Origin of the sequence: Pseudomonas sp. BIGb0381, assembly GCF_024809815.1 — a bacterium.
In the GTDB taxonomy this organism is placed as follows: domain Bacteria; phylum Pseudomonadota; class Gammaproteobacteria; order Pseudomonadales; family Pseudomonadaceae; genus Aquipseudomonas.
Window position 1 is genome coordinate 278,128 of record NZ_JANUEN010000008.1, and the last position, 24,569, is coordinate 302,696.

Genomic DNA, 24,569 nt, shown 5'->3' on the forward strand with positions numbered 1-24,569 from the left:
GGTGCGAGTCAGCAGTTATGCTCCAGGCTCACGAACACAACAGGATGGCGCGTGACAGCACTGAACCCCCTGCAAAAACTCTGGCTGACGGAAACCGTACGCCTGCGTGAAGAACACGCCGGCCCCCTGGAAGACCAGGAAGCCAATCGCCTCGCCCGCACGGCGGGCGGCGACCTGCCGACGCGCATTCAACAACGCGCCCTGCACCTGGCCGAGCGCGATGGGTTGACCGCCGCCCTCACGCGCTGGCTGCAAGGCGCACGCCTGGCCCTGGTGCTGCTGGCGGTGGTGGCCGTCATCAGCGGCGCGGGCCTAGCCTTTGCTGGGCTGGGCAACGGCTTGACCCCGGTGAATGTGTTCTGGGCCCTGGGCAGCCTGCTCGGCTTGAACCTGATCCTGCTGTTGAGCTGGGCGTTGGGCCTGCTGTTTGCCGGCGAGCACAGCGCCAGCCTCGGGCGCCTGTGGTTGTGGTTGAGTGAAAAACTTGCGCGCGATGCCAAGGCCGCTCAGTTGGCCCCGGCGTTGCTGCTGTTGCTGCAACGGCAGAAACTCAATCGCTGGGCGGTCGGTGTGCTGGTCAACAGCCTCTGGTTGCTGGCGCTGCTCAGCGCGCTGGTGATTCTGCTGACGCTGCTCGCCACCCGCCGTTACGGCTTTGTGTGGGAAACCACTATCCTCGGGGCCGACACCTTCGTCGCCGTGACCCAGGCCCTCGGCACCCTGCCCGCCCTGCTGGGCTTCAATGTGCCGACCGTCGAGATGATCCGCGCCAGCGGCGATTCCGCCCTCAACATCGAAAGCGCCCGCCAGGCGTGGGCCGCCTGGTTGGTCGGCGTATTGCTGGTCTACGGCCTGCTGCCAAGGTTGATCCTCGCCCTGCTGTGCCTGTGGCGCTGGAAACGCGGGCGCGCCGCCTTGCGCCTGGACCTCAACCTGCCCGGCTACAGCCCACTGCGCGAACGCCTGATGCCCAGCAGCGAGCGCCTTGGTGTCAACGATGCCGCGCCGGAACAACTGCACCACGTCACCGGAGGCGTCAGTGAGTTGGACAGCGACGGTGCCTTACTGGTCGCCATCGAACTGGACGATCAGCACCCCTGGCCGCCCAAGCTGCCGGCCAATGTGAAGAACGCCGGCATCCTCGACAGCCGCGAATCGCGCAACAAGCTCCTGGAGCAACTCAGTCGCTTCCCACCCGCACGCCTGGCCATCGCCTGCGACCCGCGCCGCTCGCCCGACCGTGGCAGCCTGGCGCTGGTCGCCGAACTTGCACGCAGCGCCGCCGCCACCCGTGTATGGCTGCTGCAAGCCCCGCCAGGCCAGGCGCTGGATGCCGAGCGCCTGGGCGACTGGCACAGCGCGCTGCAACAACTGGAGCTGCCGTTCGCCGACTGCGCGCCGTTGAACTGGCTGGAGACCGGTCATGACTAAACCACTGAAACTCGCCGTGGTCGGCCACACCAACGTCGGCAAAACCTCGTTACTGCGCACCCTCACCCGTGACGTCGGTTTCGGTGAAGTCTCCCATCGCCCCAGCACCACTCGGCATGTCGAAGGCGCGCGCTTGTCGGTCGACGGCGAAGCCTTGCTGGAGCTGTACGACACGCCCGGCCTGGAAGACGCCATCGCTCTGCTCGATTACCTGGAACGCCTGGATCGCCCCGGCGAACGCCTGGACGGCCCGGCCCGCCTGGCGCGGTTCCTGGAAGGCAGCGAAGCCCGCCAGCGTTTCGAGCAGGAAGCCAAGGTGCTGCGCCAACTGCTGGCATCGGACGCCGGCCTGTATGTGATCGACGCTCGCGAACCGGTGCTGGCCAAGTACCGTGATGAACTGCAAGTGCTGGCCAGTTGCGGCAAACCGTTGCTGCCGGTGCTCAACTTCGTCAGCAGCAGCGACCACCGCGAGCCGGACTGGCGTGAAGCCTTGGCGCGCCTCGGCCTGCATGCGCTGGTGCGTTTCGACAGTGTCGCGCCGCCGGAAGACGGCGAGCGCCGCCTGTATGAAAGTCTCGCCCTGCTGCTGGAAAACGCACGGCCGCAGTTGCAGCGCTTGATCCTCGACCAGGATGCCCAACGCCAGGCCCGTCAACAGAGCGCCGCGCGGTTGATTGCCGAATTGCTGATCGACTGCGCCGCGTGCCGACGCAGCGTGGTGACTGAAGATGAGCAACAAGCCATCAGCGATTTGCGCAAGGCGGTGCGTCAGCGCGAGCAAAAATGCGTGGAGGCCCTGCTCAAGCTGTTCGGCTTCCGCCCGCAGGATGCCGCCGCCAGCGACCTGCCGTTGCTCGACGGCCGCTGGGGTGATGACCTGTTCAACCCGGAAACCCTCAAGCAACTCGGCGTGCGCGTGGGTGGTGGTATCGCGGCGGGCGCGGCGGCCGGGGCCGGAGTGGACCTGCTGGTTGGCGGGCTGACCCTCGGCGCCGCAGCCCTGGCGGGCGCCATCGCCGGTGGCGCGTTGCAGACCGCACGCAGCTACGGCAGCCGCCTGCTGGGCAAGATCAAAGGCCAACGCGAGCTGACCGTGGACGACAGCGTGCTGCGCCTGCTCGCCCTGCGCCAGCGTCAGTTGCTCAAGGCCCTGAACCTGCGCGGCCATGCGGCGATGCACAGCATCAAGGTCGATACGCCCCAGGACAAGACCTGGCGCGAAGGCAAATTGCCGGACGCGTTGCACAAGGCCCGCGCCCACCCGCAGTGGTCGTCCCTCAACCCCCACGCCAAACTGAGCCAGGCCGAGCGCCAGGAACAGGTCGAAGCCCTCGCCCAGCGCCTCGACGAGACTTAAGCCGCCAGCAGCTGCCGGGCCTTGGCCTTGAGCACTTGCAGGTCGAGCACCGGCACGTGCATTTGCTTGGCCTGTTCGTCCCAGTGGCGCATGCGCAGGCTGACCTGACACAGCGGGTCTTGCTCAAAGGCGCGGGCCTCCTCGGCCGTCATCACACCGCCCTGGTAACCCAGGGTGCGGCGGCTGGCCTCGCTCAAGCGTGCGTAGTAGTCCGGCTGGCTGAACGTCAGGTAGCGCTTGGCCTGGACGTGGTACTCCACCAGCCTGGCCAGGCGCTCACTGAAGCCTGCGCGACGCAAATAGTCGGCGCCCAACCGTTCATGGCTGACCACGCCGTAACCGCCCATGTTCTCGCCATCCTGGCCACAGAGATGGCCGATATCGTGGAAGAACGCCGCCAATACCACCTCATCATCGAAACCCTCGGCCATGGCCAACTGCGCGGCCTGGGACATGTGCTCGATCTGCGACACCGGCTCGCCGATGTAATCCGCCGTGCCGTGCTGCTCGTACAAAGCGAAGACTGCGGCAATCGCCTGTTCCGGGTTCATCACGCTTGCCCCCACAGGATTGTGATATTGCGCTCGGCCATCGCCGGCCCCACGCTCATGCCCACGCCGGTGTGCATCAAGGCAGCGCTCACGCCAGGTGCGGCCTGCACAAATGAAAACGGCGCCGGGCCCCTGGCCCCGTAGACGCCCTGCCAGCGTTCCATCACCTGGATCTTGCAACCCAAGGTCTGCTCGGCCAACTCGATCATCCAGTCATCCACCTGCTCAGCATTGAACGGCGAGGCATCGCTGCCGTAGTCGTGGGAGTCGCCGATGATCAGTTCGCCATGGGGCGTCGGGCTGATCAGCAGGTGAATCCCGTGTGCATGCAGGTGGGGCGCATCGCGCAGGATCTGCGCCTGTACCGGCGCGGCTTCAGGCAGGTCGGCAAAGGCGCCGTAATGCACGCAACTTAGGCCGGTGAGCAACGCGTGTTGCAGGTTGAGATTGAGCGCAGGCCGGACGCGCAGCATTTGCAGGCGGCAGATCTGCGGGTTGAGTCCCGCGATGGCCTCGGCCAACAGAGTTTGATAATCGTGGCCGGAACAGACGATGACCTGCTCGCCACGAAAACTGCCCGCCGTGGTGTGCACCTGGCCCGGCTCCACGTCACGCACCAGGGTGGAGAAGTAAAATTCCACACCCAGTTGCTGGCTCAGGTAGTGGATCAACGCCGGTATCGCCTCGCGCGAGTACAGTTGCTGGTCGTCCCTGCCATGCAGCGCGGCGCGGTGATGGCGGAACTGGCCGCCATACAGATCTTTCAACGCCGGGCCTTGCAACAGGTCGACGTTGTAGCCGTGTTCACGCGCGCGGCCGGCGCAGAAGGCTTCCAGCAGATGCTCTTCGGCTTCGGTGCGGGCGAACAGGTACGAGCCGTTGCGCTTGAGCTGCAGGCCGGCGGTTTGTGCCCAGTGGCCCCAGATATCGCGGCTTTCCCGCGCCAGGTCGAGCATCGGCCCCGGCGGCTGCCCGGTCACCAGGGCCTGGCCGAAGTTGCGCACCGAGGCGCCCAGGGGCGTGGCGCTGCGCTCGAACACCTTGACCTTGAGCCCGCGCCTGGCGGCGGCGTAGGCGTGGGACAGGCCGAGGATGCCGGCGCCGATGATCAGCAGGTCGCTGTGGTGTGTCATTTAGTGATGTCCTGTTTTCAAGACCGCTATCGGGGGCAAGCCCCCTCCCACATTTCGATTTGTGAATGCAGTCAACTGTGGGAGGGGGCTTGCTCCCGATGAGGCCAGTAGCCCTAACGAAAACCTTACTGCCCCGCCACCTTCTCCGACTTGCCGTCATAGCGCTTACGCCACTCGGTCAAAATGCTGTCGCGATTCTTCGACGCCCAGGCAAAGTCGTTCTTGATCAAACGCTGCTCGTAGTCGGCCGGCAATTCGGTCTGCGGCTTGGCGATCCCCGGCTGGGCGAGCACGGCGAAATTGTCCTTGTACAGGTCCATCGCCGCTGTACTGGCGGAAAAGTCGGCGAGCTTTCTGGCGGCGTCCGCATGGGCGGTGCCCTTGATCACGGCGGTGGCTTCGATGTCCCAGCCCAGGCCTTCCTTCGGCAGGATGATGTCCAGCGGTGCGCCCTGGCGCTTCAGCTGCACGGCCGGATACTCAAAGGAAATACCGATCGGGAACTCACCGGAAGCCGCCAGCTTGCAGGGCTTGGAGCCCGAATGTACGTATTGGCCGATGTTCTGGTGCAAGTCGTCCATGTACTGCCAGCCCTGCTTCTCGCCGAAGGTTTGCAGCCAGGCGCTCACATCCAGGAAGCCGGTGCCGGACGATGCCGGGTTGGGCATTACGATCTTGCCCTTGTACTCGGGCTTGGTCAGGTCTTGCCAGCTCACCGGCTTGGTCAGGCCCTGTTTCTCGGCTTCGACCGTATTGAAGCAAATGGTCGCGGCCCACACATCCATGCCGACCCAGGCCGGTGGGTTGGCGGCGTCACGGTAATGCTTGCCGATCTTGTCCAGGTCCTTAGGGGCGTAGTTGTCCAGCATGCCTTGCTGATCGAGGATCGCCAGGCTCGACGCGGCCAGGCCCCAGACCACGTCGGCTTGCGGGCGGTCTTTTTCGGCCAGCAACTTGGCGGTAATGATGCCGGTGGAGTCGCGCACCCATTTGATCTCGACGTCGGGGTTGGCCTGTTCGAAGGCTTTTTTGTAGGTCTTCAACTGCTCGGCTTCAAGGGCCGTGTACACGGTCAACTCGGTCTTGGCGAAAGCATTCAGGCTGAATGCAGTGAGTACGGCAGCGACCAGCGCCAGGGGCTTGAACATGGAGCACCTCCTTCAGGGATGTTTATTGGCCGGGCGCGGTCTGGCGCCAGGCTTGGGAGCGGCGCAGCGCGCCACGTGAAGCCCACGCCAGCAGCAGCGAAACGCCGGCCGAGGTGAACAGGATCAGGGTCGACATGGCCGCCGCGCCGCCCACATTGCCGGCGTCGTCCATGTTCAACACGGCGACGGCGGCGAGGATGGTGTCGGGGCTGTAGAGGAAGATCGCGGCGGAGACGGTGGTCATCGCCGACACAAACAGGTAGCGCACGATGTCCAGCAGCGCCGGCAGGCAGATCGGTACCGTGACGGTTAAGTAATGGCGATACAGCGGCGCCTTGAGCGACAGCGCGGCCGCTTCGAATTCGGCGTCCAGCTGGCGCAGCGCGGTGGTGGCGGTCATCTGTGCGGTGGTCAGGTAGTGAGCAATGGTGCACACCACCAGCAGGGTCATGGTGCCGTAGAACACATGCAGCGGGTTGCCGCTCAGGTTGAAAAAGAACACGTAGCCCAGGCCCAGCACCAACCCCGGCACGGCCATCGGCACAAAGCTGAGCATGCGCAGCGCCAGGTTCAGGCCCTTCTGGCCCTTGGTCTTTTCCATCAGGTAGGCGCCGGTGAAGATCAATACGCTGCCGATCAACGCCGTGCACAACGCCAGGGTCAAGCTGTTGCGATAGGCCAGCCAACCGCCGCCGGCCGTGTCTTCGAACTGGTAGTGGCTGAGCGACAGCGACAGGTTGTACGGCCAGAACTTCACCAACGAGGAGTACACCGCCATACCGAACACCAGCAGCAACACGGCACAGATCAACAACACGATGAGCAGGTAGCAGCCATCCCGTAAACGCGACGGCACCGGCTGGAAGACTTGGGCGCGGCCACTCATGCCGTCACCTTGGCGACGGCGCAACCAGGCGTCGACGCCAAAGCTGAACAGCGCCGGCAGCAGCAACACCATGCCGATCAACGCCCCCCGACCAAACTGTTGCTGACCGACCACCGCCTTGTAGGCTTCCAGCGCCAGCACTTGATAATCCCCACCGACCACCACGGGCACGCCGAAATCCGTGATGGTCAGGGTGAACACCAGGCAAAACGCCGCAAACACCGCCTGGCGCGTGGCCGGCCAGGTGATGCTGCGGAACGCCCGCGCAGGGCTGGCGCCCATGCTCGAGGCCGCGTCGAACAGACGCGCATCGGCCAGGGACAGCGCCGAGAGCAAAATCATCAGGGCATGGGGGAAGGTGTAGATCACTTCACCGAGCACAATGCCCCAGAAGCCGTAGATGTTGTCCGAGAGCAGCCCGCGCAACAGGCCCTGGTTACCGAACAGATAGACCAGCGCAATGCCCGGCAGCATCGACGGTGCCATCAGCGGCAGCAGCGACAGGCCTCGCCAGATGGCCTTGCCGGGAATCAACGTGCGTTGCAGAGCGTAGGCAAACAGGTAGGCCAGCGGTACGACAATGGCCGCCACGCTGAGGGAGACTTTCAGGCTATTGCCCAACAGCCAGTGGAAGTTGGCGCTGGAGACCAACGCCCGCGCGGCGACCAGGCCACCGCCCTGCCCGGCTTCACTGCTGAAGCCACGCCAGAAGATCGCCAACAGTGGCAGCAATACGGCGATGCCCAGCAGCAACAGCCAGAGCAGTTTGCCGCCGACCACGAAAATACGGTCGCCGGTTTCGGCGCGGGACACCTGGCGCGGCAGCGTCATGACAGCGGCCATGTCAGGCAAACACCTGCAGGCTGCGCGGCGGCAAGGCGACCCAGATGTCCTGGGCGCCCAGGCGCGGCATGGCTTCCGGGGCCAGCTCGGCAAGCAGCGGATGGCCGGGCAGTTGCTCCAGCTCAAAGCTCATGCGGCAGCGGTTGCCGAGGAAGGTGATCTCGCGGACCTTGGCCGGGAACAGGTTTTCTTCATGCACCGGCGGGTTGACGCTGATGGCTTCCGGGCGGCAGAACAGCCGGCCGGACTTGGCCCCGCCGGCATCCTCGGCCAGGCGCATGTTCATCCCGCCGACCTGGGCATGGCTGGCACTGTTGCGGCTGAACGGCAGCCAATTGCCCTGGCCGACAAACTCCGCCACAAACGGCGTGGCCGGGCGGTCGTAGATTTCCTGGGGCGTAGCGTATTGCTCGACCTTGCCGTTGTTCATCACGGCAATGCGGTCGGCCATCAACATGGCTTCGTCCTGGTTGTGGGTGACCATCAGGGTGGTAATCCCGAGGCGCCGTTGCAGCTGGCGCAGCTCGGTGCACAGATGTTCGCGCACGCGGGCATCGAGGGCCGACATCGGCTCATCCAGCAACAGCAACGACGGGGCCGGCGCCAGCGCACGGGCCAGGGCGACGCGCTGCTGCTGACCGCCGGAGAGTTGGCCGGGGTATTTCTTTTCACTGCCCAAAAGGCCGACCAGCTCCAGCATCTGGCCGACACGCTGGCGCACTTCATCGCGACCGCTGCCGGTGAGGCCGTAGCCGATGTTCGCTTCGACGGTGAGATTGGGAAACAGCGCGTAGGACTGGAACAAAATGCCGTAGTCCCGAGCCTGGGGCGGCAGCCGGGAAACATCGCGATCACCCAGGTAAAGTTCGCCGCTGTCCTGGCGTTCCAGGCCGGCGATGCAGCGCAGCAACGTGGTCTTGCCGCAGCCGGAAGGGCCCAGCAGGCACACCAGCTCGCCGGCAGCTACGTCCAGGGACACATTGTCCAACGCAGTAAAAGCGCCGAAGCGTTTCTGGATACCGCGCACGTTCATCGGCGCGCCGGGTTGGGTCAGGGCTGTGTTCATGGTGGCACCTCATCAAACTGATGAAGGCCATGCTAGGCAGGCAATGCGTCCCTCTTGTGGCAGAAAGGCAAAACGCGGCGATAGTGGTATTCGCAGATTTGTGTAGGACTCTAAGAGCTGAGTTGCTGGGTACATCGCCATCGGGGGCAAGCCCCCTCCCACATTTGACCGAGTTCCAACATGGAAATGCGGTCACCTGTGGGAGGGGGCTTGCTCCCGATTGGTCCCCAAAGCCACTACAAGGCTTTAGATCGGCGACATTTCCTGCGCCAACCCCAAAAACGCCGCCGGCAGGCGAGCGCCTTTTCTTTCCTTGAGGCAGTACAGGTACTCCGGAATCTGCGGCGCATTCTCGATGGTCAGCACCCGCAATTGTGGGTCATGGGGCACTTCCTGGCGGGCGATGATGCTGATGCCGATATTGCGCAGCACCGCTTCGCGGATCGATTCACGGCTGCCGATTTCCAGCAGTGGCCCGTAGCTCACGCCCGCACCTTGCAGCATCTCTTCCGTAAGCCGTCGCGTGGTTGAGCCCGCTTCACGCATCAACAACGTATGCCCGGCCAACGCACTGAGCGGTACATGGTCGAGCTTGGCCAGTGGGTGATTGCGGTGCACCGCCAACACCAGGGGATCGGTGCCCAATACGCGGCGGATCAGGCGCGGGTCTTCGAGCAACTGCGAGGACGCGGCGACATCGACGCGGTAATCGTCCAGTGCTTCGAGCACCTGCTGGGAGTTGCCGATTTCCACCGACACTTCCACGTGCGGCAGGCGTTCGCGAAAGGCTTTGACCAAGTCGAGGATGTAGTACGGCGCCGTCGCGGCGATTCTCAGCGCCCCCTGGACCTGGCCGCTGTTACGCAGGAAAAACTCGATGTCCGCTTCCTGCTGTAGCAACGTCTTGACCATCGGCAGCAGGCGCGCACCCTCGTCGCTGACGGTGAGGCGGCGCCCGCCACGGTAGAACAGCTCAACGCCGTACTGGCTTTCCAGGTTGCGAATCTGGGTGGTGACCGTGGGCTGGCTCAGGCCGAGTTTTTTCGCCGCCTGGGTGATGCTGCCCAGGCGGGCAACCATAAAAAACGCCTTCAGCTCGGCACTCAGCACACCACCCTCTCATCCTCTATTTGCGCAACAGGCGCAGGCCATTGAACACCACCAGCAGGGCCACGCCCATGTCGGCGAACACCGCCATCCACATGGTAGCCATGCCCAGGAACGTGACCACCAGGAAGATCGCCTTGATCACCAGCGCCAGGGTGATGTTCTGCTTGAGGATACTCGACGTTTGCCGCGACAAACGAATGAATGCCGGAATCTTGCGCAAATCATCGTCCATCAAGGCGACGTCGGCGGTCTCGATAGCGGTGTCGGTACCTGCTGCAGCCATCGCAAAGCCAATCTCGGCGCGCGCCAGGGCCGGGGCGTCGTTGATGCCGTCGCCGACCATGCCAACCCGGTAGCCTTGGCCGTAGAGGGTTTCGATGGCGTGCAGTTTGTCGGTGGGCAACAGGTCGCCCTGAGCCTGGTCGATGCCGACCTGAGCGGCAATCGCCTGGGCGGTGTGGGTGTTGTCGCCGGTGAGCATCAGGGTCTTGATGCCCAGCTCATGCAATTGCTGGATGGCTTCGCGGCTGCTGTCCTTGACCGTGTCGGCCACCGCGAACAGGGCCAGCGGGCCGGACGTGTCGAGCAACAGCACCACGGACTTGCCTTGTTTCTCCAGGGCAAACAGTTTTTCCTCCAGCTCCGGCGAGCATAAGCCCAGGTCTTCCACGAGGCGGTGGTTGCCCAAGTGGTAGGTCTGGCCATTGATATCGCCGCGCACGCCGCGACCGGCAAGGGCTTCGAAGTTATCCACAACGTGCACCGGCAGGTTTTTATCCACAGCCGCGTTGGCGATTGCCAGGGACACCGGGTGGTCGGAACGCCCGGCCAAACTGGCAGCCAGGGCCGGGGCGCTGTCTTCGACATGGGGGAACAGCGCCAGGTAGTCGGTTTGCACCGGCTTGCCGTGGGTAATGGTGCCGGTCTTGTCCAGCGCCAGGTAGTCCAGCTTGTATCCGCCCTCCAGGTACACGCCGCCCTTGATCAGGATGCCTTTGCGCGCCGCAGCCGCCAGGCCGCTGACGATGGTCACCGGGGTGGAAATCACCAACGCGCAAGGGCACGCCACCACCAGCAGCACTAAGGCGCGGTAGATCCAGTCGAACCAGGCGCCAGCCATGAACAGCGGTGGGATTACGGCCACGCCCAGGGCGAACAGGAACACGGCCGGGGTGTAGATTTTCGAGAAGCTATCGACAAAACGCTGGGTCGGTGCCCGTGCGCCCTGAGCCTGTTCCACCGCATGGATGATGCGGGCCAGGGTGGAGTTGTTAGCGGCCGCCGTGACCTTGTACTCCAGGGAACCGGCCTGGTTGATGGTGCCGGCGAAGACTTTATCGCCCACGGTCTTTTCAATCGGCAGGCTTTCACCGGTGATCGGCGCCTGGTCGATGGTGGATTGGCCGGCGGTGACTTCACCGTCCAGGCCGATACGCTCGCCAGGTTTTACCCGCACGATTGCGCCCAGTTCAATGCTTTTGACCTCCGTTTCAACCCAGCGGCCATCAGCCTGCTGAACCGTGGCCTGTTCCGGGGTCATCTGCATCAAGCCACTGATGGCATTGCGCGCACGGTCCAGGGACTTGGCTTCGATCAACTCGGCCACGGTGAACAGGAACATCACCATCGCCGCTTCCGGCCACTGGCCAATCAGGATCGCGCCGGTGACCGCGATGCTCATCAGCGCGTTGATGTTCAGGTTGAGGTTTTTCAGGGCAATCCAGCCCTTCTTGTAGGTGGTGAGGCCACCGCTGAGGATCGACACCAGTGCCACGATGGCGATGACCCAGGTCGGCGCGGCGTTGGTGAAATGCAGTATTTCTGCGCCCAACGCCCCCACACCGGACAACGCCAGCGGCCACCAATGCTTCTTGGCGGGCGGCTCGGCGGCCGGGGTGCCCTCCACGATCGGGTCGGCCTGCATCCCCAGGGACTTGATCGCATCGATGATCGGCGCGGTGCTCGGCAGATCATGGGTGACGCCGAGGATGCGGTTGATCAGGTTGAATTCCAGCTGCTGCACACCGGCCAGCTTGCCCAGTTTGTTCTGGATCAGCGTCTGCTCGGTGGGGCAGTCCATGGCTTCGATGCGGAAGGTGCTCAGGCGCGAACCGGCGGTGGGCGCCTCGCTCAACTGCACCAGTGCAGGCGCGGGCGTGCCGGAACAGCACGAACCGCCATGACCGTGGTCATGCACAGGCGTGAGTTTCTTCGGGCCATGATCATGTTCGTGGTCATGTTTGTGCGGGGTATGGAGGGATTCGCTCATTCTGTCGCGTCCGTAAAGGTGCCTGTTGCCAAGTAAAGACCCTGTAGCCACTATAGGGTCAAGCACCCATTTGGAGATTGCTGCGATGAAGATCGGCGAACTGGCCAAACTGACCGACTGCCCGGTGGAAACCATCCGTTATTACGAGAAAGAAGGCCTGCTGCCACCCCCGGCACGCACCGAGGCCAACTACCGCGTGTATACCCAGGCGCACACCGAGCGGCTGATCTTCATACGCAACTGCCGCAGCCTCGACATGACCCTGGAAGAAATCCGCAGTTTGCTCGGCTTAAGGGACAGCCCTCAGGACCAGTGTGAAAACGTGAATGCCTTGATAGATGAGCATATCCACCATGTGAAAGCGCGGATTGACGGGCTGTTGGCGTTGCAGGAGCAGTTGCTGGACCTGCGTCAACGCTGTGGCGGCGGGGACCACTGTGGGATTTTGCAGCAGCTGGAGGTCAGCGGAGGTGTTGCCGCCAGCGAGGCCGAGCCTTCACATGTGGGCAGAAGCCACGGGCATTAAACAGGCCAAATGTGGGAGGGGGCTTGTCCCCTTCCACACTGGACACCGTCAGACTCTAGATGGCGACATCGGCCTTGATGCTTGGATCAGCGTCATAGCCCACGATTTCAAAGTCTTCGAACTTGTAATCGTAGATCGACGCAGGCTTACGCTTGATCACCAATTCCGGCAGCTTTTTCGGCGTGCGCGCCAACTGGGTCTGGATCTGTTCCATGTGGTTGCTGTAGGCGTGGGTGTCGCCGGTGGTGACGATGATCTCGTGGGGGATCAAGTCGCATTGCTGGGCCAACATGTGGGTCAGCAGCGCCAGGGCGGCGGTGTTGTACGGCAGGCCGAGGAACACGTCGGAACTGCGGATGTACAACTGCATCGACAGATGGCCGTCATGCACGAACGCCTGGTACAGCAGGTGGCACGGTGGCAGGGCTTGCTTGCCGTTGCGCGCGTTTTCCTGCGGGCTCCTGGTTTCGTCCGGCAGGTATTCGACGTTCCAGCCGTGGAACAGGATGCGACGGCTGTTGGGGTTGGTCTTGAGCGTGTGCACCATGTAGTCGATCTGGTTGATCGTGCCGCCATCCTTGGTCGGCCAGGCGGTCCACTGTTCGCCGTACACCGGGCCCAGGTCACCTTCTTCGGTGGCCCATTCGTCCCAGATTTTCACGCCGTTTTCATTCAACCACTTGATGTTGGTGTTGCCGCTCAACATCCAGATCAGTTCATTGGCGATGCTTTTGAAGTGAAGCTTCTTGGTGGTCAGCAGTGGGAAGCCGTCGGCCAAGTTATGCCGATACTGACGGGCGAACACGGCCTTGGTGCCGGTGCCGGTGCGATCGCCCTTGGTCAATCCATTGGTCACGACGTCGTTCAGTAGTTCGAGATATTGCTTCATGTCATTACCTGTATCGTTGAAGCCGGGACCTCGCAGGCCCCGGCATTCGAATTTAAAGCGCGGTGTTCTTCAGCGGTTGCGGGCGGTTGTACGCCCACCACAGCAAGCCCAGGCCGACCAGGATCATCGGAATGCTGAGCACTTGCCCCATGGTCAGCCAGCCCCACGCCAGGTAGCCCAGTTGGGCATCCGGCACGCGCACGAATTCGACGATGAAACGGAAGATCCCGTAGAACAGCGCAAACATGCCGGAAACGGCCATGGTCGGGCGCGGTTTGCGCGAGAAGAGGTACAGGATAAGGAACAGTGCCACCCCTTCCAACGCGAACTGGTAGAGCTGCGACGGATGGCGAGGCAGTTGCGCCGGGTCGCTGAACGGCGGGAACACCATGGCCCACGGCACGTCGGTCGGCTTGCCCCACAACTCGGCGTTGATGAAGTTACCGATGCGCCCGGCCCCCAGGCCGATCGGCACCAGGGGCGCGACGAAGTCCATAAGTTGGAAGAACGACTTGCCGTTACGACGGCCGAACCACCAGGCGGCGATCATCACGCCGATAAAGCCACCGTGGAATGCCATGCCGCCTTTCCACACTTCAAAGATCAGCGTCGGGTTGGCGATGTAGGCAGAGAGATCGTAAAACAGCACATACCCCAGTCGCCCGCCGACAATAACGCCCATCGACAACCAGAACACCATGTCGGAGAGCTTCTCCTTGGTCCAGGTCGGGTCGAAACGGTTCAGGCGCCGGGAGGCCAGCAGCCATGCACCGCCGATGCCGATCAGGTACATCAACCCGTACCAGTGGATTTTCAGCGGACCGATGGCCAGGGCCACCGGGTCGATCTGCGGGTAAGGCAGCATTGCGACTCCTCGTTAAATCATTCGTTATGGCGACCGGACCATGCCCGGGCGCGATTAAGCCTGCGTTACAGCAAAAAATTCAAACCGACACAAAACAGCAAGCCGGCGAACAACCGCTTGAGCAAGCGCGGCGACAACCGGTGCGCCAGGCGTGCGCCGAAACGGGCAAACACCATGCTGGTCAGGGCAATGCCCAGCAGCGCCGGCAAATACACGAACCCTAGACTATGAGCGGGCAACAGCGGGTCATGCCAGCCCAGAATCATGAAACTTAATGCACCGGCCAGGGCAATCGGCAGGCCACAGGCGGACGAGGTGGCCACCGCCTGTTGCATCGGCACGCTGCGCCAGGTCAGAAACGGCACGGTCAGCGAGCCGCCGCCGATGCCGAAAATCGCCGAAGCCCAGCCGATCACGGTACCGGCCAGGGTCAGGCCAAGCTTGCCCGGCACCGTGCGGCTGGCCTTGGGTTTGACCTCCAGGGCCAGTTGCACGGCGATGATCAGGGCGAATACGCCGATGATCTTCTGCAAGTTGGGGCCGGAAATCGCTTCGGCGGTCAGCGCACCAAAACCGGCGCCGAGCAGGATACCCACGGTCATCCATACAAAGATCGGCCAACGCACCGCGCCACGTCGGTGGTGCTCACGCACGGCATTGACCGAGGTAAAGATGATTGTTGCCAGGGACGTGCCCACGGCCAGGTGGGTCAGCACCTGCGGGTCGAAGCCCTGCAAGGTGAAGCTGAACACCAGCACCGGCACAATGATGATCCCGCCGCCCACGCCAAACAGCCCGGCGAGCACACCCGCACACGCGCCCAGCAGCAAATACAGCAGAAATTCCATGGGAGCCCCCAAACCAAGTCCGGCATGTTAACGGATGGAAGGCATGCGACCCAACTGGATACGATGGAACGCTGCTGCCTGTGTGGGTAGAGTGGCTAAAAACACAAAAGGGAATCGCCTGATGTGCCTGATTGTTTTTGCCTGGCGGCCGGGCCATGCCCAGCCACTGATCGTCGCGGCCAACCGTGATGAGTTCTACGCCCGCCCCAGCCTGCCGCTGGCCCAGTGGCCGGATGCGCCCGAAGTCTACGCCGGCCGCGACCAGGAAGCCGGCGGCACCTGGCTGGGAGTTAATGCCGATGGGCGGTTTGCCGCCCTGACCAACATCCGTGATCCTCACCAGCCGCCTGCACGCAAGTCCCGCGGTGAACTGGTGGCGCGGTTTCTCAGTGGTTCGCTACCGATTGACGAATATTTGGCCGACGTTAACGGCCGTTCGATTGAATATGCCGGATTTAACCTGCTGGTGGGGACGCGGGAAGCGTTGTGGCATTACAACGCCAATCACACCGAGCCGACGCAGTTGAAAGCGGGCGTGTATGGGTTATCCAATGCAGGGCTGGATACACCTTGGCCGAAACTGCTTAAGGCCAAAGCCGCGCTGAGTGAGTTGCTGAACGATCCCCAGCCCGAAGCGCTACTGGAGATTCTGAGCGATCCGCAGATTGCACCGTTTGCCGAGCTGCCGGATACCGGCGTGGGGTTGGCGACCGAGAGCCTGCTGTCGAGTGTGTTTATCGCCAGCCCGAGTTATGGGACACGGGCGAGCACGGCGTTGATTGTGAATGCCGATGGCACGCGGCGGATGGTGGAGCGAAGCTTTGGACCGCATGGTGGGCGGTTGGGCGAGGTAGACATCAACCTGTAGGAGCGAGGGGGACGCCTAGTTCTTGCTCGCGAAAAACCTGAGAACGCCGCGGGGAATCAGGCACCCCGCGTTATCGTTGACGTTCTTCGCGAGCAAGAACCAGGCGTCACCCTCGCTCCTACAAGGTTTTGGCGGAAGCCGGATTGATCATCCGCGTCAGCCCCAGGTTCTTCAGCGCCAATTGCAGCGAGCTGTGGATAACCTGCGGGTTGTCGATGGTCATCAACTCCGCCAGCAGATCCTTGGCCATGCTCAGCTCAACCTGGCGCAGCATCCACTTCACCTTCGGCAGGTTGGTGGCGTTCATCGACAGGCTGTCAAAGCCCATCGCCATCAACAGCACCGCCGCCGCCGGGTCGCCGGCCATCTCACCGCAGATGCTCACCGGCTTGCCTTCGGCATGGGCGTCGCGCACCACGTGTTGCAGGGCTTGCAGCACCGCCGGGTGCAGGTAGTCGTAGAGGTCGGCCACCCGTGGGTTGTTACGGTCCACGGCCAGCAGGTACTGGGTCAGGTCGTTGGAGCCCACCGACAGGAAGTCCACCTGCCGCGCCAGCTCCTTGGCCTGGTACACCGCCGCCGGGATTTCGATCATCACGCCAATCGGCGGCATCGGCACGTCGGCGCCTTCGTCGCGCACTTCGCCCCAGGCGCGGTGGATCAGGTGCAAGGCTTCTTCCAGCTCGTGGGTGCCGGAGATCATCGGCAGCAGGATACGCAGGTTGTTCAGGCCTTCGCTGGCCTTGAGCATGGCACGGGTCTGCACCAGGAAGATTTCAGGGTGGTCGAGGGTGACGCGAATACCGCGCCAGCCGAGGAAGGGGTTGTCTTCCTTGATCGGGAAATATGACAGTGACTTGTCGCCGCCGATGTCCAGGCTGCGCATGGTCACCGGCAACGGGTGGAAGGCGGACAGTTGCTCGCGATAAATCGCCAGCTGCTCCTTCTCACTCGGGAAACGCTGGTTGATCATGAACGGCACTTCGGTGCGGTACAGCCCCACCCCTTCGGCGCCGCGCTGTTGCGCGCGGGCCACATCGGCCAGCAGGCCGGTGTTGACCAGCAGCGGTACGCGGTGGCCGTCGAGGGTCACGCACGGCAATTCGCGTAACGAATCGAGCCCGAGCGCCAGTTGCTTCTCTTCTTCCACCACCTCAGCGTATTGCTTGCGCAGGACTTCGCTGGGGTTGGTAAACACCTCGCCGCGATGCCCATCGACGATCATGTCGATGCCATCGACCTTGGAATACGGCAGGTCGACCAGGCCCATCACCGTCGGAATGCCCATGGCCCGGGCCAGAATCGCGACGTGGGAGTTACCCGACCCCAGGACCGAGACCAGGCCCACCAATTTGCCTTCGGGCACTTCGCCGAGCATGGTGGCGGTCAGTTCTTCACTGATCAGGATGGTGTTGTCAGGGTAGACCAGGTTGGTAGTGCGGTCTTCCTGCAGGTAGGCCAGCAGACGGCGACCGAGGTCACGCACATCCGAGGCCCGCTCGCGCAGGTAGGCGTCGTCCATCAATTCGAAACGGTTGACGTGATCAGTGACCACCTGGCGCAGCGCACCCTGGGCCCACTGGCCGGTCTTGATCACGGTCTTGACTTCGTTCCCGAGGGACGCGTCGTCGAGCATCATCTGGTACACATCGAACAGCGCGCGCTCTTCAGGGCGCAACTGGGTAGCCAGCTTGGTCGACAGGTTGCGCATGTCGGCGCGCACGCCTTCCAGGGCCGTCTTGAACAGTTTGATTTCAGCGTCGATGTCGTCGACGTGCTTGTCCGGCACCACATCGAGGTCGGCCGGCGGCAACATGACCACAGCAGTACCGACCGCCGCACCCGGCGAACCCGGCACGCCGACGAACTTGGCTTCCTGGATACCCTTGCCCTGGCCCCCCAGGCCGCGAATCGAGCCAGTGGCTTCGGCGTGGGCAATAACCCCGGCGAGCTGCGCGCTCATGGTCACGAGGAAGGCTTCTTCACCTTCGTCGAACTGGCGACGCTCTTTTTGCTGGATGACCAACACGCCGACGACGCGGCGGTGGTGAATGATCGGTGCGCCGAGGAACGAGGCGTAACGCTCTTCGCCGGTTTCGGCAAAGTAGCGATAACGCGGGTGATCGGCCGCGTTTTCGAGGTTCAGGGGTTCTTCACGCGTCCCTACCAAGCCCACCAGACCTTCATTGGGCGCCATGCTGACCTTGCCGATGGAGCGCTTGTTCAAGCCCTCGGTGGCCATCAGCACAAAACGGTTGGTCTCTGGGTCCAGCAGGTAAACCGAGCAGACCTGGCTGCCCATGGCTTCCTTGACGCGCAACACAATAATCCCCAACGCCGCCTTGAGATCCTTGGCGGAGTTAACTTCCTGGACGATCTTGCGCAGCGTATTGAGCATGGCTCGGGGTCGAACTCCGTCGTCAGTCGCGCGATAAAAGGCGCGGGGCAAGCTCTTTGAGAGCGCGACGATAAACCTCGCGCTTGAATGTCACCACCTGGCCCAACGGGTACCAATAGCTGACCCAGCGCCAGCCATCGAACTCCGGTTTACCGGTCAAATCCATCCGCACCCGCTGCTCGTTGGAGATCAGGCGCAGGAGAAACCATTTCTGCTTCTGGCCGATGCACAGCGGTTGGCTGTGGGTACGCACCAGGCGTTGCGGCAAACGATAGCGCAACCAGCCCCGGGTACAGGCCAGAATTTGCACATCTTCGCGCTCAAGGCCTACTTCTTCATTCAACTCACGGTACAAGGCGTCTTCAGGGGTTTCATCGGGGTTGATCCCGCCTTGAGGAAACTGCCAGGCATCTTGGTTGATTCGGCGAGCCCATAGCACCTGTCCGGCATCATTCGTAAGAATAATCCCGACATTAGGACGGAAACCATCGGGGTCGATCACGGCAACAACCTCGCAAACGCATGTCGCCGCATTGTTCCACAAAGGTTGTTCCAGCGGCAACGAGGCTTCTTACCTTATGTGCACTCTTGTGAAAAGACCGTATTCTTGACGCCTTTTTACAGACTTTTCAGCGAGTAACTGCAATGCGCCTGGCTTTATTCGACTTGGACAACACCCTTCTCGGCGGTGACAGCGACCACGCCTGGGGCGATTACCTCTGCGAACGGGGGATTCTCGACGCGGTCGCCTACAAAGCCCGCAACGACGAGTTCTACCAGGACTACCTGGCCGGCAAGCTGGACAACGCCGCCTACCTGAACTTCTGCCTGGAAATCCTCGGCCGCACCGAGATGGCACAGTTGGACGAATGGCATAACGACTATATGCGCGACTGCATCGAGCCGATCATGCTGCCCCTGGCCGCTGAACTGTTGGCCAAGCACCGCGCCGCTGGCGACAAGCTGGTGATCATCACCGCCACCAACCGTTTCGTCACCGCGCCAATTGCCGCACGCCTGGGCGTGGAAACCCTGATCGCCACCGAATGCGAGATGGAAAACGGCCGCTACACCGGACGCAGCACCGATGTACCGTGCTTTCGCGAGGGCAAGGTGACGCGCTTGAATCGTTGGCTGGAAGAAACCGGGCATAGCCTGGAAGACAGTTACTTCTATAGCGACTCGATGAATGACCTGCCGCTGTTGGAGCAGGTGACGCATCCGGTGGCGGTGGACCCCGACCCGAATCTGCGCGCTGAAGCCGAGAAGCGTGGTTGGCCGGTGATTACGCTGCGTAGCTGATGGCCCTATCGGGGGCAAGCCCCCTCCCACATTTAACCGAGTACATCCTTTGGAATGCGGTCGAGTGTGGGAGGGGGCTTGCTCCCGATGCAGCCGACGCGGTTTAAAACCCTAAACCGGCTTGGCGCCCATGAGCCCCGCAATCGCCACAAACCCCACCAGGCTCACCACCGCCAGCACCAAGGTGAAATTCAGGCTGCCGCCCTCGCCCTTACGAAGCCGGTTAAGCCGTGCCACCAGCCAGAACCAGGCCAACGCGGCCACGGTATAGAGGATGCTGGAACCCAGGATCCAGGTCTGCCCCAATGGCCAGCCGACCAGATGCACCAGCCACCAGCCGGTAAACGGCATGCTGACCATGCAAACGCCCATCAGCAACCACACGAACGCCCACGGGCGCTGCACAGTCACGGCCGGGCCGGCGCTGCGCTTGCGCCAGGCCAACAGCGCCAGGCCGAGGCCGCTGAGCAGCAGCACCACGGTGGCCGCTATGTGGATAACTTTGAGGGTGGTCAGGGTTTCCATGTGTCGTCTTCCTTAAAGGCCGCCCCAATCAGCGTAGTCGCTCAACCGAGAAACAGTTTGTAGGCCGGGTTGTCACTCTCATCCCAGTACGGGTAGCCAATGGCCTCCAGGGCCGCCGGTACCAGATGGCGCTCGTTCGCCGGCACTTGCAGGCCGGCGACCACACGGCCGTCAGCGGCACCGTGGTTGCGGTAGTGGAACATCGAGATGTTCCAGCGCCCGCCCAATTTGTTAAGAAAGTTGAACAGGGCCCCCGGACGCTCCGGGAATTCGAAGCGAAACACCACTTCATCACTGACCTGGGCCGCATGCCCGCCCACCATATGGCGGATGTGCAACTTGGCCAGCTCGTTCTCGGTCAGGTCCAGCACCGGGAAACCCTGGCTGGTGAGGCTGGCGATCAGCGCACTGCGGGGGTCGTTTTCCGGGTGGGTCTGCACGCCGACAAAGATGTGCGCTTCGCTGCCGGAGTGGTAGCGGTAGTTGAATTCGGTGATCTGGCGCTTGCCCACGGCCTCGCAGAACGCCTTGAAGCTGCCCGGCTTCTCAGGGATGGTCACGGCGATAATGGCTTCGCGACCTTCACCCAGCTCGGCGCGCTCGGCCACATGGCGCAGGCGGTCGAAGTTGACGTTGGCGCCGGAGTCGATGGCTACCAGGGTTTGCCCGGTGATGCCACGGGTTTCCACGTATTTCTTGATGCCTGCCACGCCGAGCGCGCCGGCCGGCTCGGTGATGGAGCGGGTGTCGTCGTAAATGTCCTTAATCGCCGCACAGATTTCATCGGTGCTCACAGTGATCACTTCATCCACATAGTGCTTGCAGATCTCGAAGGTGTGCTGGCCGATCTGCGCCACCGCCACGCCATCGGCAAAGATACCTACGGTGGGCAGCACCACACGCTCGCCGGCGGCCATGGCGGCTTGCAGGCAGTTGGAGTCATCCGGTTCGACGCCGATGATCTTGATCTCCGGGCGCAGGTATTTCACGTACGCCGCAATGCCGGCGATCAGCCCGCCGCCGCCCACCGGTACGAAAATCGCATCCAGCGGCCCAGGGTGCTGGCGCAGGATTTCCATCGCCACGGTGCCCTGCCCGGCAATGGTGTGCGGATCATCGTAGGGGTGAATGTAGACGTAGCCTTTTTCGTCGACCAGTTTCAGCGAGTAGGCCAGGGCCTCCGGGAAGGAGTCGCCATGCAGCACCACTTTGCCGCCACGGGAGCGCACGCCTTCGACCTTGATCTCCGGGGTGGTCTTGGGCATCACGATCGTGGCCTTGACCCCCAGCACCTTGGCCGCCAGGGCCAGGCCCTGGGCATGGTTGCCCGCCGAGGCAGTGACGACGCCGCGCGCACGCTCTTCGGTGGTCAACTGAGTCAGCTTGTTATACGCGCCGCGAATCTTGAACGAGAACACCGGCTGCAAGTCTTCACGCTTGAGCCAGACCTTGTTACCCAGCCGCTCGGAGAGCTGGCGGGCGGTCTGCAGCGGGGTTTCTACGGCAACGTCATAGACGCGCGAGGTGAGGATCTTTTTGACGTACTGTTCAAGCATCGGCGGAAATCACTGGGCGGGTTGGGCAGGGCCAAGGAGTCTAACCCAGCGTTTGGCCGGGCGACCACACGAATCCAGAGGTTTTGTTGGGTTATACTCGCGCCCCTCTTTACTCCCCGCCCGTTCCGGAGCCCGCATGACCCAGGATCAACTCAAACAGGCAGTGGCCCAGGCCGCCGTCGATTTAATCCTTCCTAAACTCGACGACAAGAGCATCGTCGGTGTCGGCACCGGCTCCACCGCCAACTGCTTTATCGATGCGCTGGCCCGGCACAAAGGCGCGTTCGACGGCGCCGTGGCCAGCTCCGAAGCCACCGCCGCGCGCCTCAAGGGCCATGGCATTCCGGTGTACGAGCTCAACACCGTGAGCGACCTGGAGTTCTACGTCGACGGCGCCGATGAAAGCGACGAACACCTGAACCTGATCAAGGGCGGCGGTGCAGCCCTGACCCGCGAGAAGATCGTCGCGGCGGTGGCCAAGACCTTTATCTGCATCGCCGACGCCAGCAAGCTGGTACCGGTGCTCGGCGCGTTCCCGCTGCCGGTGGAAGTCATCCCGATGGCCCGCAGCCACGTAGCCCGCGAACTGGTGAAGCTCGGTGGCGATCCGGTGTACCGCGAAGGCGTGTTGACCGACAACGGCAACATCATCCTCGACGTATTCAATATGCAGATCACCAACCCGGTGGAGCTTGAGACCCAGATCAACGCCATCGTCGGCGTGGTCACCAACGGCCTGTTCGCCGCGCGTCCGGCGGATGTGCTGCTGCTGGGCACCGCTGAAGGCGTCAAAACCCTCAAGGCCTGATGCAAAACCAAATGTGGGAGGGGCGGTGCGACGATTCGACTTGCCCCCTCCCACATTGGGCAGCGGTATTTTCAGGATTCTGGTTTCTTGAACACGTAGAACAGGTTCGGCTCGCTGACGAGATACAACGTGCCCTCGTCATCCATGGCGATTCCTTCGGCCTGGGGCACCCGTTTTTTCAGGCCATGGCGCCCATTGAGCAGAGATAAGCTGCTCAATGGACGACCGTCGATATCCAGCTCCAACACCAGAAACGACTCATCCGACAGCGCCAGCAGATGGCCGCTGCGCTCGTCGTATTGCAGGCTCGACAGGTCGCGCACAAACAACCCGGCATCGCGCTTGGGGTTGTTGATCACGTGCACCGAGTAGGTTTTTTCCGGTTTGAAATGGGGAAAGCCGTGGACCTCGTAGATCAGCATTGGGTCGCGCTCCTTGGCCACGAACAGGCGCTTGCCTACCGAGTCATAGGCCAACCCCTCAAACCCCTTGTTGCCCCCCACATGCAGGCCCAGGGTCATCTGTTCCGCATCGGCGGCGTCGAGGAATTGGGTATCGTCATCCACATGCACCTTGATCAGCCGCTGCTGGCGTTCGTCGGTGATGACGTAAATGTTGTCGCTGATAAATTCCACGGCCTCGGCATCACCAAATCCCACCAACGGGATACGTCGCAGGATCTTGCCCTCAAGGGACAGCTCGATCAGCTCGGCGTTTTTATTGGTAACGGTAAACAGGCTCTTGCGCACCGGATCGTAGGTGAGGGCCGAGACATCGTCGTCGAGCCCTTCGATAACCTGGGCCTCAAGGGTCACTCGGTAATCCGCCAGGCCGATGGAGCGCTCGTCCGCCGGCTGACGCCAGGCCTGCCAGTTGAACCAGGCGCGCTCGAACAGGCGAAAGTGCTGCGCTACAGCCCCGGCGCTGACCAGGGCGATCAGCACAAGCATAAAGAGAATGGGTTTGGGGCGGGCAAATCGACGCATCGGGGGGTGCTCAAAGTCAAAAGTGGCGAATGAATATCACGCCTGTCTGAATTTAAACTTAAACGCGCCCGGATGTCTGGCGAATGCCGCTGATAGAGAAATATCCGACGTAACTGGTCGATTATTTCTGCTTTTCGAAACGATAGAACAGATTCGGCTCACTCACTATGTACAGAGTGCCTTCCTCATCCATGGTCACCCCTTCCGCACGAGGAATGGTTTTGTTGAGACCATTGAAGCCGCCCAGCAAGGTCATGAAGCTGACTTGTTCGCCCTTCTCGTCCAGCTCCAGCAACAGGTGAGAGTCTGCTGAAAGCACAAGCAGGTGACCGGTGCGCGGATCGACAGCCAGGGCCGAGAGGTTGCGCATATCCAGCTCTTTGCTGGCGAGTTTTTGTTTATCACCGTTCAGGATCTGGCTGCCGTCGCTTTTCCAGGTAAACAACGCCGGCGGGCGCTCTTCGCCCAACACCATCTGCTGGTTGCGCTTATCCCAGGCCACGGCTTCGAAGGCTTTGTTCTGATCTTTGGACGGGCCGAGGTCGTAGCTGGAAAAATCCGCCTTGTTCAATTGCTGGGTGGCGGCGTCGACCTTGACGATGGTCAGGCTGTGCTGGCGTTCGTCGACCACCGCCATCAGGCCATTTTCCATCACGGTCACGCCTTCCGGATTGTCCCAGCCATTGAGCGGCATCTTACGCAGCACATCGCCCTGCAGGCTCAACTCAACGAGAAACGGGTTTTTGCCCATGACGGAAAACAGCGTTTTGGTCTGCGGGTTGTAGGCGACGTCCGAGGCTTCGTCCTTCTCCATTCCCGGCAACACCTTGGCGTCGATGACCGCGTGGTAGTCCGGCAGCCATACGCTTTCACTGCGCTCGGTGGGCGTCTCGAAGCGCTCCAGTACCCACAGCACGCCGCGGTCATCCCAATGCAGGGCCCAAGCAACGCCATAGACGATCACCCCCGCCAGAAACAGCCAGGAATACCAGCGCAGGGCAAAACGAGAACGCGGCTTGGGTGTGGCGGAAGGCAGGGGCACGGCCATTGGGGGCTTTTTCCGGAAGATCAGCGGTAGGTGATAGCACAGGATCAACAGGCCCGCGCGCTGGAGGCTGAGGATTATCCGGATGAGGTGTGAAAAAAATGCAAAAGCCAATGCACGAGATGGACTCGGACCCAATGTGGGAGGGAGCTTGCC

At 62.4% G+C, this 24,569-nt stretch carries 22 protein-coding genes; 6 read left to right on the top strand and 16 right to left on the bottom strand.

Translation table 11 applies throughout. The annotated features are described in order from the left end of the window. Nucleotides 1-51: 51 nt before the first annotated feature. Together M2397_RS21695 and M2397_RS21700 are read left to right on the top strand one after the other, a co-directional pair. Nucleotides 52-1,431: a DUF2868 domain-containing protein gene (locus M2397_RS21695; RefSeq protein WP_259244379.1), complete on the top strand. Its 1,380-nt coding sequence runs from the start codon at nucleotides 52-54 to the stop codon at nucleotides 1,429-1,431. Continuing rightward, the gene (locus tag M2397_RS21700) at nucleotides 1,424-2,791 is read left to right on the top strand and encodes a DUF3482 domain-containing protein (protein WP_053127935.1); all 1,368 of its coding nucleotides are present in this window, start codon (nucleotides 1,424-1,426) and stop codon (nucleotides 2,789-2,791) included. The genes M2397_RS21695 and M2397_RS21700 overlap by 8 nt, the downstream gene beginning before the upstream one ends. Here M2397_RS21700 and M2397_RS21705 read toward each other — a convergent pair. The 7 genes from M2397_RS21705 to M2397_RS21735 form a co-directional block, all read right to left on the bottom strand. After that, nucleotides 2,788-3,342, bottom strand: coding sequence for a phosphonate degradation HD-domain oxygenase (locus tag M2397_RS21705; protein WP_131697532.1), 555 nt, complete (start codon nucleotides 3,340-3,342; stop codon nucleotides 2,788-2,790). The genes M2397_RS21700 and M2397_RS21705 overlap by 4 nt on opposite strands. Further along, complete coding sequence (locus tag M2397_RS21710; protein ID WP_259244380.1) at nucleotides 3,342-4,475, bottom strand: TIGR03364 family FAD-dependent oxidoreductase; 1,134 nt, start codon at nucleotides 4,473-4,475, stop codon at nucleotides 3,342-3,344. Before M2397_RS21710 ends, M2397_RS21705 begins: the two co-directional genes overlap by 1 nt. Nucleotides 4,476-4,600: 125 nt before the next feature. Next, on the bottom strand, nucleotides 4,601-5,623 hold the full coding sequence (locus M2397_RS21715) for a putative 2-aminoethylphosphonate ABC transporter substrate-binding protein (protein WP_167656829.1): 1,023 nt from the start codon (nucleotides 5,621-5,623) through the stop codon (nucleotides 4,601-4,603). A gap of 22 nt (nucleotides 5,624-5,645) precedes the next feature. Beyond that, on the bottom strand, nucleotides 5,646-7,352 hold the full coding sequence (locus M2397_RS21720) for a putative 2-aminoethylphosphonate ABC transporter permease subunit (protein WP_259244381.1): 1,707 nt from the start codon (nucleotides 7,350-7,352) through the stop codon (nucleotides 5,646-5,648). A 1-nt stretch (nucleotide 7,353) separates the two neighbouring features. Next, nucleotides 7,354-8,418 (bottom strand): putative 2-aminoethylphosphonate ABC transporter ATP-binding protein, encoded by a 1,065-nt coding sequence (locus M2397_RS21725; protein ID WP_131697536.1) that lies wholly within the window; start codon nucleotides 8,416-8,418, stop codon nucleotides 7,354-7,356. A gap of 246 nt (nucleotides 8,419-8,664) precedes the next feature. Continuing rightward, nucleotides 8,665-9,528, bottom strand: coding sequence for a LysR family transcriptional regulator (locus M2397_RS21730; RefSeq protein WP_145336922.1), 864 nt, complete (start codon nucleotides 9,526-9,528; stop codon nucleotides 8,665-8,667). 16 nt (nucleotides 9,529-9,544) lie between these two features. After that, complete coding sequence (locus M2397_RS21735) at nucleotides 9,545-11,797, bottom strand: heavy metal translocating P-type ATPase (protein ID WP_259244383.1); 2,253 nt, start codon at nucleotides 11,795-11,797, stop codon at nucleotides 9,545-9,547. Nucleotides 11,798-11,882: 85 nt separating this feature from the next. On the opposite strand from M2397_RS21735, the gene cadR reads away from it, so the two are divergent. After that, on the top strand, nucleotides 11,883-12,323 hold the full coding sequence (cadR, locus tag M2397_RS21740; protein ID WP_131697539.1) for a Cd(II)/Pb(II)-responsive transcriptional regulator: 441 nt from the start codon (nucleotides 11,883-11,885) through the stop codon (nucleotides 12,321-12,323). 55 nt (nucleotides 12,324-12,378) lie between these two features. Here the strand turns inward: cadR and M2397_RS21745 are convergent, their stop codons facing one another. The 3 genes from M2397_RS21745 to M2397_RS21755 form a co-directional block, all read right to left on the bottom strand. Beyond that, a complete protein-coding gene (locus M2397_RS21745; RefSeq protein WP_131697540.1) occupies nucleotides 12,379-13,212 on the bottom strand; it encodes a thymidylate synthase in 834 nt (277 codons plus the stop codon). A gap of 52 nt (nucleotides 13,213-13,264) precedes the next feature. Beyond that, nucleotides 13,265-14,077 carry a prolipoprotein diacylglyceryl transferase gene (gene lgt / locus M2397_RS21750; RefSeq protein WP_090401608.1) on the bottom strand — a complete coding sequence of 271 codons (813 nt, stop codon included), beginning with the start codon at nucleotides 14,075-14,077 and terminating at the stop codon, nucleotides 13,265-13,267. A 65-nt stretch (nucleotides 14,078-14,142) separates the two neighbouring features. Continuing rightward, nucleotides 14,143-14,925, bottom strand: a complete 783-nt coding sequence (locus M2397_RS21755; RefSeq protein ID WP_131697541.1) for a sulfite exporter TauE/SafE family protein — start codon at nucleotides 14,923-14,925, stop codon at nucleotides 14,143-14,145. 121 nt (nucleotides 14,926-15,046) lie between these two features. Between M2397_RS21755 and M2397_RS21760 the strand changes: the two genes are divergently transcribed. After that, nucleotides 15,047-15,793 carry an NRDE family protein gene (locus tag M2397_RS21760; RefSeq protein WP_131697542.1) on the top strand — a complete coding sequence of 249 codons (747 nt, stop codon included), beginning with the start codon at nucleotides 15,047-15,049 and terminating at the stop codon, nucleotides 15,791-15,793. A 118-nt stretch (nucleotides 15,794-15,911) separates the two neighbouring features. On the opposite strand, the gene ptsP is transcribed toward M2397_RS21760, so the two are convergent. Further along, a complete protein-coding gene (gene ptsP / locus M2397_RS21765) occupies nucleotides 15,912-18,191 on the bottom strand; it encodes a phosphoenolpyruvate--protein phosphotransferase (protein ID WP_092489401.1) in 2,280 nt (759 codons plus the stop codon). 22 nt (nucleotides 18,192-18,213) lie between these two features. Then, complete coding sequence (locus M2397_RS21770; RefSeq protein WP_053128161.1) at nucleotides 18,214-18,693, bottom strand: RNA pyrophosphohydrolase; 480 nt, start codon at nucleotides 18,691-18,693, stop codon at nucleotides 18,214-18,216. Between the two features lie 143 nt (nucleotides 18,694-18,836). On the opposite strand from M2397_RS21770, the gene M2397_RS21775 reads away from it, so the two are divergent. Further along, nucleotides 18,837-19,493 (top strand): HAD family phosphatase, encoded by a 657-nt coding sequence (locus M2397_RS21775; protein ID WP_131697543.1) that lies wholly within the window; start codon nucleotides 18,837-18,839, stop codon nucleotides 19,491-19,493. Nucleotides 19,494-19,604: 111 nt separating this feature from the next. Here the strand turns inward: M2397_RS21775 and M2397_RS21780 are convergent, their stop codons facing one another. Both M2397_RS21780 and ilvA read right to left on the bottom strand, forming a co-directional pair. After that, on the bottom strand, nucleotides 19,605-20,018 hold the full coding sequence (locus M2397_RS21780) for a DUF2269 family protein (protein WP_131697544.1): 414 nt from the start codon (nucleotides 20,016-20,018) through the stop codon (nucleotides 19,605-19,607). 41 nt (nucleotides 20,019-20,059) lie between these two features. Then, nucleotides 20,060-21,574, bottom strand: a complete 1,515-nt coding sequence (ilvA, locus tag M2397_RS21785; protein WP_131697545.1) for a threonine ammonia-lyase, biosynthetic — start codon at nucleotides 21,572-21,574, stop codon at nucleotides 20,060-20,062. A gap of 136 nt (nucleotides 21,575-21,710) precedes the next feature. Here ilvA and rpiA point away from each other — a divergent pair, with 136 nt between their 5' ends. Continuing rightward, a complete protein-coding gene (rpiA, locus tag M2397_RS21790; RefSeq protein WP_131697546.1) occupies nucleotides 21,711-22,382 on the top strand; it encodes a ribose-5-phosphate isomerase RpiA in 672 nt (223 codons plus the stop codon). 71 nt (nucleotides 22,383-22,453) lie between these two features. On the opposite strand, the gene M2397_RS21795 is transcribed toward rpiA, so the two are convergent. Together M2397_RS21795 and M2397_RS21800 are read right to left on the bottom strand one after the other, a co-directional pair. Continuing rightward, nucleotides 22,454-23,368, bottom strand: coding sequence for an SdiA-regulated domain-containing protein (locus M2397_RS21795; protein WP_131697547.1), 915 nt, complete (start codon nucleotides 23,366-23,368; stop codon nucleotides 22,454-22,456). A 121-nt stretch (nucleotides 23,369-23,489) separates the two neighbouring features. Further along, nucleotides 23,490-24,416: an SdiA-regulated domain-containing protein gene (locus tag M2397_RS21800; protein ID WP_259244385.1), complete on the bottom strand. Its 927-nt coding sequence runs from the start codon at nucleotides 24,414-24,416 to the stop codon at nucleotides 23,490-23,492. Between the last annotated feature and the right edge of the window lie 153 nt (nucleotides 24,417-24,569).